Origin of the sequence: Exobacillus caeni (assembly GCF_005747095.1) — a bacterium.
Classification (GTDB): Bacteria; Bacillota; Bacilli; order Bacillales; family Guptibacillaceae; genus Exobacillus; species Exobacillus caeni.
This window is the reverse complement of sequence record NZ_SWLG01000008.1, coordinates 212,096-228,047: the sequence shown is the minus strand read 5'-3', so window position 1 is coordinate 228,047 and position 15,952 is coordinate 212,096. Positions and strand designations below refer to the sequence as shown.

Genomic DNA, 15,952 nt, shown 5'->3' with positions numbered 1-15,952 from the left:
TGATAGATAGCAATTCACCGGAGGAAGATACAGTATGCGGATTTTCAAGATTTTAAATAATAATGCTGTCGTCGTCATTGATGGTCCCCAGGAAAAGATTGTGATGGGAAAGGGCATCGCGTTCCAAAAACGGAAAAATGACATCATCCAAAAACAAAACATTGAAAAGATCTTCCTGTTACACGATAATTCTTCAGAAAAGTTCCAGCAGCTGCTGGCAACACTGCCTGAAGAACATATCGAGCTCGCAGAAAAAGTCATTAGTTATGCTGAGGGATATTTGAACTCACCGTTAAATGATCACATTCATATTGCCCTAACAGACCATCTTTCTTTTGCATTGGAAAGGCTGGAACAGGGCTTTCCCATACAAAACAAGTTAACAAATGAAATAAAATTATTGTATAAGAAAGAGTATGAAATAGGATTGTGGGCAAAAGAAGAGATTAAAAAGGAGATCGGTGTTGAAATTCCTCTTGATGAAGTTGCCCATATTGCGCTTCACATACATACAGCGAAACTTGGCGGACTCTCGATGAGTGAATCACTTGAAAGAGCAACTATTTTAAGAGAATTTATCGAGCGAGTTGAAATGAAGTTGAATCTTACGATCGAAGAATCCAGTATCAATTATCAGAGACTGATGACTCATCTGCGGTTTGCCTTAAATAGAATCGATCAGGGAAGCGAGTTTGAACCGATGGATGTGGATATGATGGAATTAATAAAAATAAAATATGAAAGAGCGTTTGAAACATCAAAGGAAATTGCAAAGTATTTACAAGAAGAATACAGTGTGGATTTACCTGAAACGGAAATCGCTTATATTTCGCTGCATCTCCAGAGGCTTATCCAAAAGTAAGAAGAAAATATGCTTTAGTAGTTGACGATAGCGCTTTCACATTGTAGAATAATAAACAGTAAAAAGTTCATATTGCAGGATTGTTACTGGTAATGCAGGCAAGACCTAGAATGTATAAGGCGTCATAGGTAATGCGTCTCTCTTGAGATACCTATGTATACTTTGTATATTTTAGGTCTTTTTTTGTTGGGCTGGGTTTGGAATCTGAAAAAGGTTATAACTGATTGTCCTGAGGTACTAATAAAACACCGTGAAACACTAAGAAAGATTCTTTAATCCGAGTTCAACATTCAAAATACTTAAAAAAAGCCTGCAATCAACAAAATCGAGGAGGAAACTAATATGGATACTCATGAAGTAGCACAACAACTTGTCACTCTATTAGGCGGCAAAAACAATGTAATAAGCGCGACACATTGTGCAACCCGGCTTCGTCTAGTGATTGAAGACGAAAGCCGAATCAATAAAGAAGCGATTGAAGAAATAGAAGGTGTAAAGGGAGCATTCTCCAGTTCAGGTCAATTTCAAATAATCTTTGGTACAGGCGCTGTCAATAAAGTTTATTCCGAATTTGCTCCTCTCGTAGGGGTCTCCATGGAAGAAGATAAATCTTCTAATGTATCACATGGTGATGCAGCGAAAAAGAAAATGAATCCGTTTGCGCGGTTTGCAAGAACGTTATCGAATATCTTTGTTCCGATCATTCCTGCTATTGTTGCTTCTGGTATGCTGATGGGACTTCTTGGCCTGATGCGTACCTACGAGTGGATGGATCCAGAAAGTACACTATTTGTCATGCTGGATATGTTTTCTTCTGCAGCATTTATCATTTTGCCTATCTTAATCGGTTATAGTGCTGCAAAAGAATTTGGCGGTAACCCGTACCTTGGTGCTGTTATCGGAGGGATAATGACTCACCCGGCTCTGCTTAACCCATGGGGGCTTGCTGATGCACAGCCTTCTACACTGGACTTTTTCGGTTTTGGGGTAGAGATGCTTGGCTATCAGGGAACAGTTATCCCGGTCTTATTAACAGTTTATATTATGGCAAAACTTGAAAGAGCTTTGCGTAAAGTGATTCCAAATGTTGTAGATTTACTTTTAACACCTTTCCTGACAGTTATCTTTACTGGTTTTATTGCACTACTAGTGGTAGGCCCGTTAGGCCGCATTCTTGGTGATGGAATCACTACAGCATTGAATCTTGTCTATGATATTGCTGGTCCGATTGCAGGGTTTATTTTTGGAGGTCTTTATTCAACGATTGTGTTGACGGGAGTCCATCACAGCTTCCATGCGATCGAAGCGGAGCTATTGGCTAAAATCGGAGGAAACTATTTGCTGCCGATCTGGGCCATGGCAAATGTGGCACAGGGTGGAGCAGCACTGGCAGTATTTTTCAAAACAAAGAACCAGAAGACGAAAGAAATTGCGATTCCAGCTGCAGTATCTGCTTTTCTTGGAATTACGGAACCCGCTATTTTCGGTGTTAATTTAAGATACCGTCGTCCGTTTATTGGAGCGGCAATAGGTGGTGCGCTTGGTGGTGCCTATGTAGTAACTTCACAGGTGATGGCGAATGGTATCGGGTTAACTGGTATTCCGATGTTTGCGATCGCCCAGGATCCGATTAACTACGGCATAGGATTTATCATCGCAGTAGCTGGTGCATTCATTGCGGCCTTGCTGCTGGGCTGGAAAGAAGAAAAAAAGGAAACGGCTAATGACGGAGCAACAAGACAGGCTTCTTAAACAAAGCTATGGGGGAACTGGCATACTAGATGTGTTGGCCCCCTTTCTTTTTTTAAAGGTACTTTTTAAAATAAAAGAGACTAAATAAAGCTTAAGTAGGTGGAAAAGATGAAAAAGCATGGAGTTATCGCATTAGGGGAAGCACTCATTGACTTTATTCCGCTTGATCAAGAAAACATCACGTATCAAAAAAGTCCTGGTGGAGCACCTGCCAATGTAGCAGTTGGTATAGCCCGGTTAGGATTGAAATCTACCTTTGTAGGAAAGGTAGGGGATGATGTTCTGGGTCGATTTTTAAAAGAAACGTTACAACAATATGGTGTTCGTACGGAACGAATGATTTTGACAGAGGATGTTAGGACAGGAGTTGTTTTCGTAACAAACGCCGAAGACGGAGAACGAAGCTTTGATTTTTATATTGATCCCAGTGCGGATCGATTTTTAAAGGTAGAGGAGATAGAGGAAGCTGATTTTGATGATCACAAAATACTGCATTTTGGATCGATTTCGATGATCACCAGCCCGGCGAAAGAGGCGACCCACCATGCGGTAAAGGTGGCAAAAGAAAAAGGGATGCTCATATCTTATGATCCTAATTTGCGCTTAGGGCTATGGAACTCGAAGGAACAGGCTCGGGAAACGATTGTATCTATGTTAGGACTGGCAGATCTTTTAAAGATTTCAGAAGAAGAACTTGAATTTATCACTGGAGAAAAAGACATCGAGAAGGGAATTGAGAAATTAAAAACGTATGAAATACCGATCATCCTCGTCACGTTTGGAGCGGAGGGAAGCTATGTCAGCACTTCCGAAGGAATTGAACATGTACCTGCTATGAAGATAAAAGCAGTCGATACTACAGGTGCAGGGGATGCCTTTGTTTCAGGCATACTTTTCTCCTTGAATAACTACGATGGAAATATTCGTTCTCTATCTCTTGAGAAAGCTGTCCAAATGGTTAAATTCGCGTCTGTTTCTGGTGCACTGGCAGCATCAACGAAAGGTGCAATGACAGCACTTCCAACTCGGGATGAAGTCAAAGAACACCTGAAGAAAGAGGTGGAGTGATCTTGTCGAGAGATCAACAGCTTCGGCGTAAGGCATACGAAGAGATAGAACTAAATAAAGATATTGTGGAACAGGACCCTTATCGCTTAAAGTACCACCTGATGCCCCCGGTCGGCTTGTTGAATGATCCTAATGGTTTTATCCAATGGGACGGAAATTATCACCTTTTTTATCAATGGATGCCGTTTAAGACTGGTCATGGTGCAAAGTTTTGGGGGCATTACGTTTCAAAGGATCTTGTGACCTGGAAGCATGAAGAAATCGCATTGACTCCATCCGAATGGTTTGAAAAGAACGGCTGTTACTCCGGGAGCGCGATCGGACATAATGATGAACTTCATTTGTTTTATACCGGAAATGTAAAAGATAAGGAAGGAAACAGAGAGACGTACCAGTGTCTTGCAGTGTCCGGGGACGGAGTTAACTTCGATAAAAAAGGTCCTGTAATTGAACTTCCTGTAGGTTATACATCACACTTCCGAGATCCAAAAGTGTGGGAACAAGATGGCCGGTACTTCATGGTTGTCGGTGCTCAAACGAGTGACTTGAAGGGTGCAGTCGCCCTGTTTGCTTCTGAGGACCTTATTGATTGGGAACACCTTGGAATGTTAGCAGGAGGAGGAAAGCCCCCGCTAAATGACTTTGGATACATGTTTGAATGTCCGGATTTGTTTTCTCTTGATGAGACCGATGTTTTGGTTTTTTCTCCCCAGGGACTAAAGCCGGAAGGAATGGAGTATCAGAACGTTTATCAATCAGGTTATGTTATCGGTACTTTCGAACCGGTGAGTGGTGTATTCATGCATGGAGAATTCGAAGAACTTGACCGAGGTTTCGATTTTTATGCGCCGCAAACAACCGAAGACGAACAGGGCAGAAGGATTCTTTTTGCCTGGATGAGCGTACCGGACCAGAATGAGCAGGACCATCCAACGATAGGACATAAGTGGCTACACAACATGACGATTCCGCGAGAGTTGAGACTAACTGGTGGGAAAGTTGTTCAACTACCGGTTCAGGAACTTGAAAGCCTTCGTCTTGGAGAGGCGATTGAACATAAAGTAGTACTGAATTATGAAAATGTGAAACTGAAAGAAGTAAGTGGAAAAGCTGTTGAGCTGTTGTTAGATAACATTCAGGTTTCAGAAGGATGGTTCTCTATTACAATAGGCGGGGCTGCGAGAATAGTATACTCGAAAAAGCAAAATCTCTTTTCTCTGGAGCGGAAAAGTTATGTTGACGGAACCGTTGAAAAACGACAATGTTATCTAGATGACCTTAACTCATTAAGAATCTTTATTGATACATCTTCGATTGAAGTATTTATCAATAATGGTGAGGAAACCTTTACCGCCAGGTTCTACCCTGTTCCAGATGATGAGAGCATTCAGTTTGAATCGTTGAGAAATACTTCATTCAACATCAAAAAATGGAATCTGGGTAATATAATTGGTGAATGAACGAAAAATGGTGTCTTTAAATTTTTCTAAAAAAAACCATATTGCAATAAACACTTCCCTTCCAGTCCACAGGATGGATTTTTTCTTTCTTTTTATATAGCTATGTTTCTTTCAGTGAAGGTAGGGAAAATAGTATAAAAGAAATGATAAGGATGTGATAGTAGTGGGAGAGGACAATAGTAGAATAGAAGCCACGAAACAGTGGTCACGGAAAGGGATCACTGGAATTCTTATGAGTGCGATGCTTATTATGCCGTTGACCGGTTGTGTAAGTGATGATCAAACGTCTTCAGAGGGGGATTCAAGTAATAATTCCACGGCAGAATCTTCTAACGATAATTCAAGTGAAGATTCTTCCAATAAAAACTCCTCTGCTGAAGCAAACAACAAGGAAGAAACGTCAGAAACGGAAAATACCGGAGTAACAACAGATGTGACCGAAGCAGTCAAGGAAGTGAGGGATGCTGTGGTCAGTGTAATCAACAAGAGAACTCCTCAACAGGGCTCCATATTTGGAGGAGATAGTAGTGAAAGTGATGGCCAGCAGCAGGCTGTTGGAGCGGGTTCAGGTTTCATTTATAAGAAAGAAAACGGAAAAGCCTATGTAGCGACAAACAATCATGTAGTCGAAAAAGCAGACAGCCTTGTGGTGAAGTTGGCGGAAAATACAACCGTGTCTGCCAAACTTCTCGGTACTGATCCACTGATGGATATTGCTGTTTTGGAGATCGATGCTAAAAATGTTAAAACCGTTGCTGACTTTGGAGATTCTAGCAAATTAAATGTAGGAGAACCAGCTATCGCAGTTGGTAACCCGTTAGGATTTTTGGAAGGAACAGTAACGACCGGTGTTATTTCTAATGTAAACGAGTCTATTCCGGTTGATATAAATGGAGACAAAACGCCGGATTGGGAAGCGCAGGTACTACAGACCGATGCGTCGATCAATCCTGGAAACAGCGGTGGTCCGTTAATAAACATCAACGGGGAAGTTGTAGGCATAAACTCTTCTAAAATTGCCAGAACAACAGTAGAAGGAATCGGGTTTTCTATCCCTGCCGATGTTGCACAGCCGATTATAGAACAACTAGAATCTGAGGGAGAGGTTAAACGCCCATATTTGGGTGTATCGATTCTTAATCTATCGGATATACCGCGAGAAATGTTAGAGAAAGAAATTAACTTGCCTGAAGATGTAAAGCAAGGTATTGTTATCCGTTCGGTTGAACCAGATTCTCCAGCAGAAAACGCGGGTTTGCAGGCCAAAGATATCATTGTCTCGATCGAAGAAACAGAGATAAAAAATAGCCTCGATTTAAGAGAATATCTATATAATAAAACAGAAGCAGGAGAAGAGGTAAAAGTAACATACTATCGAGATGGAGAAAAACAAAATACCAATTTAACACTTGATCAAAAAGCGCTGTTTTCTAATCAATAAATAACAAAATGCCCACATGGAAAATCCATGCGGGCATTTTTTATACCGCAGATTTTTGATCTTTATTAAATATCTTCGTAATATTATCAGCTTTTACATGCATAAATACGTTAATTACAAAAAGTACGACGCTCAACACAAGGATGTTAGGGAAAATCATCAGTAAGAACATTAAGGATTCGTTACCATAAAGTAAGAAAGAAAGTCCTAGCATGAATAATGGCAAAGAAATGTTATAAAGCCAGAAATGAAGTTTTGCTAAAATGGATTCGCCTGCTTTGGGGAACAGGACATACATAACACCAAACAATGCCATGGATGCCCAGCCAACAAGGTTAATATGGGCGTGTGCTCCAGCCAGTCGATGATCCTGTAGAATTTCCATTGTTATTCCCATTCCAACTCCGAACAAAAAATATACAGCAGCGATTTTTAAGAAAGCTACACCTAATTTCAACACATTCACCTCCTAGATAAAAGTATGTATCACTTTAAGTATATAAAAGGGATGTGGGTAAAATGAACCTTTTTTTAAGAAAATTTTAACTATTTTAATTATTAGTGAGGAATAAAATGTGAAAATTGTCCTTGTTTTCCTGACGTAAATTTTTATTTTATTAAAAGGAATTATCTTGCACGGTTTCGAAATAAGTAAAGAGTGTTTTATGAAAAGCTTTATCGATATAAACTCTCCATTCGTTCAGGTTAAGTTATTTTAAAGGAGGAAAGCGCAGGTGATAAATTCCTGGAACAAAATTATATACAGAATTTGGTCACCAGTTTACGATAAGGTTTTTAATGCTGGTTTGTTTCTAAATGCCAGAAAGGAAATTTTTCGAAAGATTACACTTCTTCCGGAACATAAAATATTGTTTGTTGGAGTAGGAACCGGTGCAGATCTAGAATTGATAGATTATGAAAAGTTCAATATTACAGCCATAGATTTTTCAGCTGATATGCTGGTTAAGGCAAAAGCGAAGGACCGAAACGGGACGGTGAAGTTTTTCGAAATGGACGCTCAGGATATGGGATTCGATGACCAATCATTTGATTTTGTGTTCGCTCACTTAATACTTTCGGTAGTTCCGGATGCACCGAGATGTTTTCGAGAGATGGAGAGATTGTTAAAGCCTAATGGCGTAATGGTTATATTTGATAAGTTCGCACCTGATAACAAGGCTCTTCCGTTTCATAAAAGATTGCTGAGACCAATCATAAGTGTCTTAGGAACCGATATCGGAATAGCTTTCAAAGCGATATTTGAAGAGCATGGAAGGACATTAACATTACAGGAAGATTCTCCGATCATGCTGAATGGAATGTATCGGAAAATAGTTCTTAGAAAAGCAATGAATTAAGAAGCTTACAATGATGTCATATTCTCATCAAGGATACCTACCATGTAGGATGAAATTGAGGAATTGCGTCATCTGTTTATTCCAAAATACATATAGTTGGAAAGAAAAATCCCTTTGGGCATAACCATAGGGATTTTGGCTTACGTTTTTTCGGTTTTTACTAAAAATGGGATGATCAGAGGTATCAAAACTACAATAGCTAACAGCCTGATTACTTGCATGGCGGCTACGATGCTTGCATCCAGGTGAAGAAGAGAAGCAACAGATGCCATCTGCGGAGCTCCGGCCGGGACGACAGCAAGCAGACTCGTGATAAAATCGAGTGGAGTCAATAAATAAAATACAAATGTAGACAAAAATGTAAGGATGAAAAATGCCATCAAAACTCCAAGGCTAGTCCAGCCGATACTTTTAAACTCTGCAACAGATTCCCGGTCGAATCTGAGACCTATGATTACTCCCAGCATAGCCATTCCTCCACCAACCAGCAGGTTCGGCATAGATGGAAGGGCATGGATGAACGTGTTAAACAAAAACCCGAGGATAATAGCATATAAAAATGGAGCAATTGGAATTTTCCATTTTCCTGCGATAAATAACGTTACGCCTATCAGAAAAGCATACAGGACAAATCCGAGCCATGATGATGGGAGACCTACACCCACACTTGCTCCAATACTGGATTTTTGAACTTCGTCTGTTTCGATAAAGGAGGACATAAAGCCTGCGGTGATTGGAATCGTAGATACTAACAACATGATTCTAACCGTTTGAAAGGCTGCGACCATACTGAGATTTGCCTTGTATTCTCTGCTAAGTGCCATCATAACGGATGCTCCAGCCGGTATGCAGCAAAAGAGGGCCGTTTTTGGATCAAGGCTAGACTTTCTTTCAAGAAGTTTCCCAAGCAGCCAGCTAGCTGCCAGTAAAGTGAACATGGATACTGCAAGCGGGAGCAAGAAACTGGCCACTTGCTTGAACATGATGATTTTTATTGTCAGTCCAATACTGATACCGATGACAGCAAGAGCAAGGTCAAAGAGCATTGGAGAATAAGAAACATCGCCAATAAAAAGCCTGTAAAAAGCTCCGACAAGCATTGCGCCTAATAGCCATCCTGCAGGAATGTTGAAAAAGTTAAATAAATAGCCACCAATAAAAGCGGCGATTAACAAAACCAATTTGTTCATTAGACAACACCTTAAGTAATAGTTTTTATTCGGAATTTATTTCGGATTGCGAATTATATAAGTAGTCTATCATACATAACAGGAAGTTATATAGCGATAGGCTACCTATCTCATGTCCAACTCTTTCATACTTGTTGTTTTGCATGCTCTGCTGAAATAATTGTAACTTGCTAACTTAAAGCTATAGCCTGGAGGGAAACTTAATAATGATCTAGATATACTTTTAGTAAATGGAGGTACATACATGAGGAGAGGAGGGAGTCATAGCTACTTTCTTTCTGAGTGGCAATGAGCTCGAACAGAATTTTGAAGAAGGGAAAGCAGTGGCTGAAGCAGGGCATCAAATCGGTAATCACACTTATTCGCATCAACGTATGATTTTTAAAAAGACTTCTTTCATTAATGAAGAAGTGGAGAAGAGGAACGAGTTAATCCGCGAGACAGGTTATGAGGGCGAAATAGATTTCCGCCCGCTAAATGGAAAGAAGATCAAAGCATTGCCGTACTACCTGAACAAGCAAAAGATCGATATGATCATGTGGAGCCTGGAGACATTTTCTTATTGCACCCGATGTCCGATGACACAGGGAAGAACTGAAAACAACCGTGCGGTATTACAGTCCCTGTCCGAAAGAGGGTATCGTTTCGTAATTGTGAATGAGCTGCAGGAAGAATAACAACTCGGATACGGATTTGGTTTAAATTTATGTTAATATGGCCAAATAAATGGGACGTTACGGACAATAAGCACTACGCTATGGACAGTATTTGCTGCATCCGAATAATGACACCTGCTACAACACCAACCAGAGGTTCTTTTTTTCTTAAGGGGCAAACGTTTGGAGGAAAATATGAAGTTTTTAATCTATTTGATCGGTCCAACCGCCATGATTTTTACAGGATTGCAAATTTTTTCGAGCATTCCGCTTACGTTTCTAGTATTTTACGGCTGGTTGATTGCCGTACCACTGATCAATAAAGAGGGACGCTTCTACGAAAAAGGGAACAGCGTTGGGAGATCCCTTCTGATCGGCCTGGTCAGCGGTTTTATCTTTTTCCTCTTTATCGTCGGTGGATTAAACTGGCTGCATGGCTATTTTATCGATATCGACTATCTTGCGGATCTGCTAGACCAGTGGGGCTTTTCTGGGAATGGCGTAATCTTGTTGGTCCTTGTTTTGTTAGTGATCAATCCGATCCTCGAGGAATTTTATTGGAGAGAGTTTATGCATGTGAAACTGAAAAGTAAGTTTACTGCTTTTCACACGGTCTGGATCACTTCTTTCTTTTATGCGCTGTATCATTTTCTATCCGTTATCCCCATGTTCGAGCGGCCGTTGAATATTGTCGCGGTTCTTCCGGTCTTTATTGCCGGAGTCTTTTGGGGATATATCAGGGAAAAGACGGGCACGATTATCGGAACGATTGTAAGCCATGCGCTGGGAGACCTCGGTATCATGTTTGTATACTGGTTTATTGTAAGATAGCTTTAAAAATGACAGGAATATATTGACTGTTACTCACTGTTTTGTATAAATATCTTATCATTACATAAAGCGATCCTTGCGAACTGATAAACCGTGGATATTTCCACTCTCGTTCTGTGAATGGGCCGGTTTCGTATCTTTAATCAGATATGGAGCTGGCTTTTTATTTTGAAAAAGTGGAGGGATTCTTTTATGCAATACGTTCTGACTAACCGAAGGAAATTCAAGAACCGTTGTATCCGGCGACTATTCAGCTGTAGCCGTGGAGATAAGGGGCAGAAAAGCTGGAATTAAAGAAGGTATATGATAAGACTCCACTTGTCGATATGAAGCCTCTAACATTCGTTTGTCAAAAATGTCAACGGCTGTTAAAGGATATTAGTGCTTTGCAAAAATGATATTATTTTTCAATCAACAGTTCAACAAAATAACTTGTTAAGTGAATTTAGAAGGAGTAGAATAATAGTGTAATTTACGAAAGTGACGTTTATCACATCCTTCTACTATAAAATCAATTAGAATAGTTATAGAAATAATTGAGAAATGATTTCAATGAAATTCCTGGAAACAAGTAATCCGTCAACAGATTACTTGTTTTTAAAAAACTGCTTATGATAATAATTATCATTTTCATAAAAATGGAGGTAACTCTGATGGTTTTAACTGAACTAAGTCGCGGAGAATTGGCAAAGATAACGGATTTTTCAACAGTGAATGAATTAGTTCAGCGTAGACTTATTCATCTTGGTATGAAAGAAAACACGGAAGTTTGCATCAAAAGAAAGCTGCCGTTCGGCGGTCCATGTATGATCGAAGCATGCGGGCAGGGCATCAGCATCCGATTGAACGAAGCGAAGAATATCAGGATTGAAAAACTATGACACAGCATCAAATCGCGCTTTTTGGAAATCCGAATACAGGGAAGACCTCCCTTTTTAATGCACTGACTGGTTCGTATGAATATGTAGGAAACTGGAGCGGTGTTACGGTTGAAAAAAAGGTTGGGATATTCAGGAACAAACAGGGCGAGATCATCGACCTGCCTGGAGTCTACACGCTTAGCCCTCTTTCCCGGGATGAAGGGGTAGTTACAGACTTTTTGTTAAATGAGTCTTTTTCAGAAGTGTTGAATATTGTCGATGCTTCACAGCTAAAGCGGAATCTCAATTTGACTGTACAACTGCTGGAATTCGGGAAACCGATCACGATCGGATTGAACATGATAGATGTAGCTAAGAACCGTGGGATTCTTGTTGATCATAAAAAGTTATCCAAAGTGCTGGATGTTACGGTCCTTCCGATCATAGCGAGAACAGGCAAAGGCTGCGAGGAGCTTAATAATCATTTAACAGAGGTTAAAAACCGCGACACAAAGGCCCTGGAAATCGATTACGGCCCGATTGTTGAAAAAGCGATAAGCGACCTTCTGCTGGTCCTTCCAGAATATAAAGGAATTCCGAAGCGATGGATGGCCATTCAATACTTAGAAGGCAACTCGAGAATGAAGCATCAGCTTGAATCGCTAACAAACAGCGGCAAACTGGAAGAAATCTATCAACAGGCAGAAGAACAATTAGTTGGACAAAACGTAGCGAAGTCCCTGCATCAGCATATTTCTAATGTTCGGGATCAATACATCGAATCGGTTATCTTTGAAGCGATCAACGTAAAGGCAGAAAAGAAACGGACCTTCACTGATCGAGTGGACGCAATTGTGACGAACAGAATTTTAGGGATTCCGATCTTCCTGTTGTTGATGTATCTGATGTTTATGTTGACGTTTGACTGGCTCGGCTTCCCGTTGTCGGATGGGCTTGATGGATTTATGAGCGGTCAGCTTACAGAATGGATCGCAACTGGTTTAACGGCGATTGGAGCAAGCACGTTTATCAGGGCACTGATCCTCGACGGAATCGTGGCCGGAGTCGGCGGTGTACTTGTTTTCGTACCGCAAATCTTTATCCTGTTTTTCTTTATTTCGCTTCTTGAAGATTCGGGTTACATGGCCCGGGTAGCGATGGTTATGGACCGTGTGATGGAGAGCATCGGCCTGAACGGAAAAGCTTTTATCCCTTTGATTATCGGATTCGGATGTAATGTTCCGGGTGTTATGGCAGCAAGAACAGTCGAGCAGCCGAAAGAACGCTTGTTAACGATTCTGCTGACCCCGTTCATGTCCTGTTCGGCAAGGCTTCCGGTCTATGCTCTGTTTGTAGGAGCGTTTTTTGCAGCACATAAAGCGCTGATCGTTCTTTCTCTTTATGTACTCGGAATTGTAGTAGCGCTTGTACTGGCAAAAGTTTTATCTTCTACCGTTTTTAAAGGGGAACAATCCCTTTTTGTTATTGAACTTCCGCCATACCGTATGCCTCAGGCCAAATCGTTATGGCGTTCCACCTGGGAAAAAGGAAAAGGCTTTATCCGTAAAGCAGGAACATTTATTTTTGGAGGTTCCGTTTTGATCTGGCTCTTGTCGTATGCGGGTCCAGGCGGAGTCAACGTTGATATGAATGAAAGCTTTCTGGCGATGATCGGTGGGGCGATCGCTCCGATCTTTGCGCCGCTCGGCTTTGGGACATGGCAGGCTGCCGCTTCCCTCTTAACAGGTTTTCTTGCAAAAGAAGTAGTCGTGGCTTCGATGAGCATCATTTATTTTGTCCCTGAAGCACAGTTGCAGGGATTTATGGCGGAACAATTCTCACCGCTGGCAGCTTATGGCTTCATGGTGTTCGTTCTTCTGTATGTTCCTTGCTTAGCAACAGTTGCCGTGATCCAGAAGGAAACCCATTCAAAGAAATGGACTTTTTTATCGATCGTGTACGGGCTTACGATAGCTTATGCACTCGTGTTCCTGATCTACAAGGGCGGCAAACTACTCGGTTTAGCTTAAGGAGATGTTTTTATGTTAGTGAATATATTGATCGGAGTTCTGATCTTCGGCTATGCAGGATGGACGCTTTTCCGATTCGTTAAGAAAAGCAGGAAAGGAAAATGCGCGGCCTGTGAGTTGAACAAGTCATGTACGACTGCTTGTGACGATCTAAAAGCGGAAAGTAATCACAGAGAATTTAGTGTCCAAAAATAACTAAAAGTCTGTTATCCAAAGTGGGTAGCAGGCTTTTTGGTAAGAGAAAAAGTTGCGCTTAATAGAAAAAAACAGGGCAGCCTACGAATTTATGCCCTGTTTTATGTGGAGGTTTTGTTGCTTATTATAATGATTTTTCTGATGGGTATAATATTACCATTCATTTTAGAGAGGAGCGGTCATATGAATGTGAATGGTAAAATATCCATCTACGCGTTAGGCGGACTCAATGAGATCGGTAAAAACATGTATGCTATCGAGTATGAAGAAGATATCTTTGTTATAGACTGCGGTAACAAATTTCCTGATGAAAGTTTATTGGGGATCGACTTGATTATTCCGGACGTCGGATACTTGCAGGAAAACAAAGATAAAGTGCGGGCATTGATCGTCACACATGGACACGAGGATCATATCGGCGGCATTCCCTATTTTTTGAAAAGGGTCAATGTTCCTGTATATGCGACGAGTTTTACGCTCGGATTAATCGAACTGAAATTAAGGGAGCATAAGATTTTAAGAGAAACGGAACTGAACAAGATCCATTCTGATTCTAAATTGACATTCGGAGAAGTTGGCGTGTCGTTTTTCAAGGTGAACCATAGCATCCCGGACTGTCTTGGAGTTGTGTTTAACACACCTGAGGGCAACATCGTACATACCGGTGACTTTAAGTTTGACCTCACGCCAGTCAACGATCAATATTCTGAAATTCATAAAATGGCGGAGGTCGGCAGGGAAGGCGTCTTGCTGATGCTGTCTGAAAGCACGAACGCCGAGCGTCCGGGTGCGACCCCTTCAGAGAAGATGGTCGGGGAACATATGGAAGAGGCGTTCATGAAGGCAAGCAGAAGAGTGATCGTTTCTACTTTCGCTTCTAACATTAACCGCGTTCAACAGATTGTGAAGGCATCCAGGAAGACCGACCGGAAGCTTGCACTGCTCGGTAGAAGTATGGTGAACGTTGTGGATGTTGCGATGGAGAGGGGATATCTGGACGTCCCTGATGGTATGCTGATCGATCAAAATGAAATCAACCAGATGCCTCCTGAAACAGTAACGATCCTCTGTACCGGAAGCCAGGGAGAACCGTTAGCTGCGCTTTCCCGCCTGTCGACCGGCAATTTTCGGGGGGTAGACGTTTTACCTGATGATACGGTGATCCTGGCGGCAGGGCCGATTCCCGGAAATGAAAAAAGTGTTTCCCGTATCGTAGACAACCTGTTCAGCCTTGGAGCGAAGGTGATCTATGGCACTGGAAGTTCGTCGGGCATGCATGTTTCCGGACACGGCTATCAAGAAGATCTAAAACTGATGCTCACACTGATGCAGCCAAAGTATTTTATCCCGATACACGGTGAGTTCAGGATGCTGCACCATCATCGTTTATTAGCAGAGTCGGTTGGAGTGGAACAAGACAACACCTTCATATTAAAAAACGGTGATGTTGTCGATATTGTAAACGGCGAGGCCCGCCAGACGCGGAGGATCCCGTCTGGAAATACGTATGTAGACGGCATTGCGATCGACGATGTGGGGGACTTCGTGTTGCGGGACCGCAAACAGCTTTCTGAGGATGGCATGCTCGTAACCGTCATAACGATCGGTAAAAATGATAAGAAGATGCTTTCTGATCCGGATACCATTTCACGGGGATTCGTTGATCTTAGAGACTCGGAAAAATTATTGCGAGACATCAACAACCTTATTGTCAATGCTGTTCTTGATGCCCAGGAGTCCAATAAGAATCAGTGGAAGGAAATCAAGCATAATATCAAAAAGTCAGTAGGGAAGCATATCTTTGCGAAGACTAAGAAAAAGCCGCTGATCCTTCCTATCATCATTGAAATTTAAGAGGCTTTACAGGCACGTTTCCCAGGTTGGAGCGTGTCATTTTTCAGGTAGGTTATTTAGCTCTGAAAAGAAAGGTGTGATTCAAGGAACGTATGTCAGCCGTGGGACTTATATCTGCCAGGATAGTGAACAATGCAACGAAAATATTACCTCACTCGAAAAATTGAACGATTTTGTTGCAAGGTTAGGGAAAGTAGGTTTTCCTCCTTGTGTAAAGCAAAACAAAAACTTATAATGAAACTATCTTATATATGGGGAGGGAAAAGCATGCTTACGTTCAACCTGGGTGTCATGGAAGAGAAAAAGTTTATCGTGTTCATGATGTCCATTTTTGGAATTTTGACCGTCCTCGGGACAAGTGTGTCCTTTTTTAAATAAAATTCCAAAAATTGTAT

The 15,952-nt window shown here is 41.3% G+C and carries 13 protein-coding genes and 1 pseudogene; 12 read left to right on the top strand and 2 right to left on the bottom strand.

The window, feature by feature from the left end; genetic code table 11:
* Positions 1-34 precede the first annotated feature (34 nt).
* From FCL54_RS13410 to FCL54_RS13390, 5 genes are all read left to right on the top strand, one after another.
* On the top strand, positions 35-862 hold the full coding sequence (locus tag FCL54_RS13410; RefSeq protein ID WP_138127138.1) for a PRD domain-containing protein: 828 nt from the start codon (positions 35-37) through the stop codon (positions 860-862).
* Between the two features lie 342 nt (positions 863-1,204).
* Complete coding sequence (locus FCL54_RS13405) at positions 1,205-2,614, top strand: sucrose-specific PTS transporter subunit IIBC (protein ID WP_138127137.1); 1,410 nt, start codon at positions 1,205-1,207, stop codon at positions 2,612-2,614.
* 108 nt (positions 2,615-2,722) lie between these two features.
* Entirely contained in the window at positions 2,723-3,682 is a 960-nt protein-coding gene (locus FCL54_RS13400; protein ID WP_138127136.1) for an aminoimidazole riboside kinase, read from the top strand.
* 2 nt (positions 3,683-3,684) lie between these two features.
* Entirely contained in the window at positions 3,685-5,142 is a 1,458-nt protein-coding gene (locus FCL54_RS13395; protein ID WP_171016837.1) for a glycoside hydrolase family 32 protein, read from the top strand.
* A gap of 163 nt (positions 5,143-5,305) precedes the next feature.
* Positions 5,306-6,583, top strand: a complete 1,278-nt coding sequence (locus tag FCL54_RS13390; RefSeq protein ID WP_138127134.1) for a S1C family serine protease — start codon at positions 5,306-5,308, stop codon at positions 6,581-6,583.
* Positions 6,584-6,623: 40 nt separating this feature from the next.
* Here the strand turns inward: FCL54_RS13390 and FCL54_RS13385 are convergent, their stop codons facing one another.
* Positions 6,624-7,040 (bottom strand): cytochrome-c oxidase, encoded by a 417-nt coding sequence (locus tag FCL54_RS13385; RefSeq protein WP_246055234.1) that lies wholly within the window; start codon positions 7,038-7,040, stop codon positions 6,624-6,626.
* Between the two features lie 277 nt (positions 7,041-7,317).
* Between FCL54_RS13385 and FCL54_RS13380 the strand changes: the two genes are divergently transcribed.
* Positions 7,318-7,941 (top strand): class I SAM-dependent methyltransferase, encoded by a 624-nt coding sequence (locus FCL54_RS13380; protein ID WP_138127133.1) that lies wholly within the window; start codon positions 7,318-7,320, stop codon positions 7,939-7,941.
* Positions 7,942-8,081: 140 nt separating this feature from the next.
* Here FCL54_RS13380 and FCL54_RS13375 read toward each other — a convergent pair whose 3' ends face one another.
* Positions 8,082-9,131 (bottom strand): AbrB family transcriptional regulator, encoded by a 1,050-nt coding sequence (locus FCL54_RS13375; RefSeq protein WP_138127132.1) that lies wholly within the window; start codon positions 9,129-9,131, stop codon positions 8,082-8,084.
* Positions 9,132-9,397: 266 nt separating this feature from the next.
* Between FCL54_RS13375 and FCL54_RS13370 the strand changes: the two are divergent.
* From FCL54_RS13370 to FCL54_RS13345, 6 genes and pseudogenes are all read left to right on the top strand, one after another.
* Positions 9,398-9,808: pseudogene (locus tag FCL54_RS13370) on the top strand (polysaccharide deacetylase family protein); the annotation flags it as partial.
* A 174-nt stretch (positions 9,809-9,982) separates the two neighbouring features.
* Positions 9,983-10,618: a CPBP family intramembrane glutamic endopeptidase gene (locus FCL54_RS13365; RefSeq protein WP_138127130.1), complete on the top strand. Its 636-nt coding sequence runs from the start codon at positions 9,983-9,985 to the stop codon at positions 10,616-10,618.
* Positions 10,619-11,271: 653 nt separating this feature from the next.
* Positions 11,272-11,499, top strand: a complete 228-nt coding sequence (locus tag FCL54_RS13360) for a FeoA family protein (protein ID WP_138127129.1) — start codon at positions 11,272-11,274, stop codon at positions 11,497-11,499.
* Entirely contained in the window at positions 11,496-13,508 is a 2,013-nt protein-coding gene (gene feoB, locus FCL54_RS13355; RefSeq protein WP_138127128.1) for a ferrous iron transport protein B, read from the top strand. Before FCL54_RS13360 ends, feoB begins: the two co-directional genes overlap by 4 nt.
* Positions 13,509-13,520: 12 nt before the next feature.
* Positions 13,521-13,703 (top strand): FeoB-associated Cys-rich membrane protein, encoded by a 183-nt coding sequence (locus FCL54_RS13350; RefSeq protein WP_138127127.1) that lies wholly within the window; start codon positions 13,521-13,523, stop codon positions 13,701-13,703.
* Between the two features lie 183 nt (positions 13,704-13,886).
* Positions 13,887-15,557 carry a ribonuclease J gene (locus FCL54_RS13345; protein ID WP_138127126.1) on the top strand — a complete coding sequence of 557 codons (1,671 nt, stop codon included), beginning with the start codon at positions 13,887-13,889 and terminating at the stop codon, positions 15,555-15,557.
* Positions 15,558-15,952 lie beyond the last annotated feature (395 nt).